This window comes from Dethiosulfatibacter sp. (genome assembly GCF_983023055.1).
This window is the reverse complement of record NZ_CEZJXU010000188.1, coordinates 1-4,631: the sequence shown is the minus strand read 5'-3', so window position 1 is coordinate 4,631 and position 4,631 is coordinate 1. Positions and strand designations below refer to the sequence as shown.

The 4,631-nt window shown below is 40.5% G+C and carries 4 protein-coding genes; all 4 read left to right on the top strand.

What is annotated here, in order from left to right:
• Positions 1 to 33: 33 nt before the first annotated feature.
• Complete coding sequence (locus AC3AX0_RS07685; RefSeq protein ID WP_487549719.1) at positions 34 to 324, top strand: FeoA family protein; 291 nt, start codon at positions 34 to 36, stop codon at positions 322 to 324.
• Between the two features lie 109 nt (positions 325 to 433).
• Positions 434 to 2,452, top strand: coding sequence for a ferrous iron transporter B (feoB, locus tag AC3AX0_RS07680; RefSeq protein WP_487549718.1), 2,019 nt, complete (start codon positions 434 to 436; stop codon positions 2,450 to 2,452).
• On the top strand, positions 2,445 to 2,606 hold the full coding sequence (locus AC3AX0_RS07675; protein ID WP_487549717.1) for a FeoB-associated Cys-rich membrane protein: 162 nt from the start codon (positions 2,445 to 2,447) through the stop codon (positions 2,604 to 2,606). The genes feoB and AC3AX0_RS07675 overlap by 8 nt, the downstream gene beginning before the upstream one ends.
• A 193-nt stretch (positions 2,607 to 2,799) precedes the next feature.
• The coding region (locus tag AC3AX0_RS07670) for an aldehyde ferredoxin oxidoreductase family protein (protein WP_487549716.1) at positions 2,800 to 4,631 on the top strand (1,832 nt) is incomplete at its 3' end.

Genomic DNA, 4,631 nt, shown 5'->3' with positions numbered 1-4,631 from the left:
CGAGGTTAACTTTTGTGTAACGAGGAGGTTGAAATGGTAGCAGGTGTAAATTCTATAAAATCTATATTTAGTAACAAATTTGCCAGTAGAAGAAAGGGCAAAAATGTGGATAAAAATCTTACAAAGGCAAGAGTCAATAGAGAATATCTAGTCAAGCATATAGAAACTGACGACGTAGAAATGAAGGATTTTCTTTTCACACTTGGATGTTATGAGGGAGAGAGAATAACTGTTATTTCAGTCCTTTCAGATAATTATATTGTTTCAATAAAAGATGCGAGATATAGCGTTGACAGAGAATTGGCGGAAGCTATAATAGTATAGCATTCAGAGAATCCGGTGGAAACCGGGTTGACTTTTCTATAAAAAGTTAACCATGAGCAACAATGATTCTGTTTATCAATAACACCAAAGCAATTATTAGGAGGAAATTATGAAAATCGCACTAACAGGTAATCCTAACAGTGGAAAAACGACAATGTTCAATGGCATAACTGGCAAAATAGAACATGTTGGTAACTGGGCGGGAGTTACAATCGACAAAAAAGAAGGAAACATCAAGAAATCGCTAAACAAGAAGGGGCATGACATAACTGCAGTTGATTTGCCTGGAGCATATTCTATGTCGCCATTCACTTCTGAAGAAAGTATAACCAGTGCTTTTGTGAAAAACGAAAATCCTGATGTGATAATCAATATAGTAGATGCCACTAATCTTAGCAGGAGTTTGTTTTTTACTACTCAACTGTTGGAACTTGGGATACCTGTAGTGGTGGCTCTCAACAAGAGAGATCTAGTGAAGAAGAAGGATACAAAGCTGGATGTCAATATGATGGGGCAGATCCTGGGATGCAGTGTGATAGAAACAGTATCAACTCAATCTGGTGACAATGGACTTGAAAAATTGATTGCCATCGCTGTTGAAATCAGTGGCAGTAAACAGGCTGCTCCTTTTGATGCATCGGGTGTTGACATGTCAAATAGGAGCCAGGTTGAAGCTTCAGATAAGAAAAGATATGAGTTTATAAAGGAGACCGTATCACAAGTAGAGGTTAAGAAGATTGACAGCAACAGGCAGACAAAACAGGATGCATTTGATAGGGTGGTAGTCAACAGATGGCTCGGAATACCCATATTCGCATTAGTGATGTGGTGTGTTTTTTCAATATCCCAGGCACAATTGGGACCTTTTCTGGCAGACATCTTAGGTGGATGGATTGACGGGCTATATGGATTTATTGAAGGGTTTCTTGGGGATGGTGTATCACCTGTGTTAAAGGCACTTCTTCTTGATGGAATCATAGGAGGCGTTGGAGCTTTAGTAGGATTCCTTCCATTGATTATGGTGCTTTTTTTTCTGTTGGCTCTTCTCGAGGACAGTGGATACATGGCAAGGGTTGCAGTTGTCATGGATAGATTCTTCAAAAAAGTAGGTTTGTCTGGAAAATCGATAATACCAATGATAATTGGTACTGGATGTGCAATTCCTGGAATAATGGCAACAAGAACAATACAGAATGAAAGACAACGAAGAACTACGGCAATGCTTACTCCATTCATGCCTTGTGGAGCAAAACTTCCTGTTATAGCTCTCTTTGCAGGGGTCTTCTTTAACGATGCAGCCTGGGTAGGGACGGCAATGTATTTTCTTGGAATAGGAATAATAGTTTTAGGTGCACTACTTGTTGTTAGAATAACTGGAGACAGCAACTCAAGACAGTTTTTCATTATGGAGCTTCCTGAATACAGGATACCGAGTATCAAGAGGGCAGTAATATCAATGTGGGCACAAGGTAAAGCTTTTCTTGTGAAGGCGGCTACAATTATACTAATCTGTAACGCACTTATACAAATAATGCAGACCTTCGACTGGAACTTAAATGTCGTTGCCGAGGGTATGGAGGGAACCAGTATACTGGCTTCTGTAGCATCACCTTTTGCTATGCTTCTTTTTCCTCTTGGGTTTGGAGTATGGCAGCTCGCAGCAGCGGCTATAACTGGATTCATTGCCAAAGAAAATGTAGTTGGCACATTGGCTGTCGTATACGGTATCACAAATTTTATAGATGTAGAGGAACTTGCAATCATATCTGGAAAGGGCGATATAGCACAAATAATGGGACTTACTTCAGCAGCTGCTCTTGCATATCTAGTGTTTAATCTTTTTACACCTCCATGCTTTGCTGCCATAGGAGCTATGAATGCAGAACTGGAATCAAGAAAATGGCTTTGGGCAGGTGTAGGGTTCCAGTTGGGAATGGGCTATACAGTAGCATTTATAACCTATCAGCTTGGGACGTTGTTGCAGACTGGTGCTCTAGGAACAGCATTCCTACCAGGGCTTGTAGCAGTTCTTGCAATGGTTGCTTTAATCATATATCTGATGAAAAAGGGTGATGAAACTAGTTATATTGATTCAAATAAGGAATTAGGAGTTGGTTTAAATGGTTAATATAGTTTTAGGTTTTGTGATAGCGGTCATATTCGCCGCTGCTGTTTATAAAATATACAGGGATAAGAAAAATGGAATCAAGTGTTCCGGTTGTCCATATAGCAAAATCAATGGTGAAAATGGTGAAGGCTGCAGCTGTAGCTTAAATCATTAAGAACAATTTAAAAGTAGTAAAATTAAAATAGCCACTGACAGCTAGCGAAATAATCTAGTTGCCAGTGGCTATTTTTTGTCCTTAAATCTTTTGATATCAAAAAAGATATTCATATATATTAATCACAAAAAAATGATATAATAAGTGTTAAATAGAGAGAGTAATTGAGATAAGATTCAGGAGGGAAACAGGTATGCCAAAAGGATACGCAGGAAAGATATTAAGAATCAATTTAAGTACAGGATTAACTGTAATCGAAGAACTGACAGAAAGTGTCATGAGAAAATATATGGGTGGAAAAGGTCTTGTTGCACAGTATATGGATAGGGAAATAGGAGTCGAAGTAAAATCATTATCGGCTGAAAATTCACTGTATTTCATGACTGGAGTGATGTCGGGAATACCTGCCGCCGGGACTTCAAGGATAGTAATGGGTGCCAAATCCCCTGTCACTGGTGGATACGGCATGGCCGAGTCTGGAGGCTTTATTGCCACGGAACTGAAGAAGGCAGGCTGGGACGGAATAATTGTTGAAGGAAAGGCGTTAAAACCGGTATATCTCTATATAAATGATGATATTGTGGAAATAAGGGATGCATCTCACCTATGGGGAAAAGGAATTGGCCAGGTTAATGAAGAAATAAAGAAGGAACTGGGAGACAACAGGATAAAACTTGCACAGATTGGACCAGCAGGCGAAAATCTTGTTCAGTATTCCTGTGTAATAAACGATTTAAAGCATGCTTGCGGTAGAAGTGGCATGGGAGCGGTAATGGGAAGCAAGAACCTTAAGGCCGTTGCAGTGAGGGGAAAGGGAGAAATTGAATTTTCAGACAAATCAAAGATTCTTGAAATAAGCAAGTGGTATTCTTCATATTTCAAGGAGAATCCCCTTTCATATGGTTTTTATCTATACGGTACAGCTGGAGGAACTAAAAGGACAAGCGATGGAGGCATGTTTCCTACAAGGAATTTCAGGGACGGCTCCTTTGAGAAGGCGGAAGACATTTCAGGACAGAGGATGGCGGATACAATACTTGTAAAGAGGGAAGGATGCTTTGCCTGTCCAGTAAGGTGCAAGAGGGTTGTAGAAGTGGATAATGGTGATATAAAGGTTGACCCCAAGTTTGGAGGACCTGAATATGAAACCATTGGCTCAATGGGAGCAATGTGCGATATAGGAAACCTTGAAGTCATAGCCAAGGCACATGAGCTTTGTAATGACCTGGGTCTGGATACAATATCTGCAGGTGTCACCGTAGCATTTGCAATGGAATGCTATGAAAAGGGAATAATAGACAAGGAATCTACTGAAGGAATAGACCTTAGGTTCGGAAATGAAAAGGCCCTTCTCAAGCTAATAGAGGATATATCATATGACAGAGGCTTTGGAAAGATACTTTCGAAGGGAACCAGGAGGGCTTCGAAGATATTCGGAGGTAGTTCAGAGGAATTTGCAATGCAGGTGAAGGGACAGGAACTTCCAATGCACGATCCTAGGGGAAAAGTTGGTGTTGGTCTTGGATATTCGGTTTCACCTACGGGAGCGGATCATATGCAGGCTGTACACGATACCACAATAAAAGCGGACGGACCTGTTCTTGATGAAATACGAAAGTTGGGTTGGGACAAAACCCTTGATCCCAATGAATATGGTAAGGACAAAGCTGAATTTTTCGGACACCTGGAAAAATGGTGGAGTTTTCTGAATATGGCAGGAGTATGCGACTTCATACCTGCACCTAGAGGGTCTATGCCCATCGAGAAATTCATGGAGCTTCTTAATTCTGCAACGGGATGGGATGTTACTGTTGAAGAGGCTCTTGAAATCGGAGAAAGAGGAATACACCTTGCCAGAAAAATCAACTATGACTGTGGTATAGACGAATCCCATGAGGATCTTCCTGAAAGGCTGTATCAGCCTCTAGAAAATGGAATACTCAAGGGTAAATCCATGGACAGGGAAAAGTTCAAGGACATGAAGAAGGAATACTATAAATACAAGGGTTATGATGAGGATGGAAG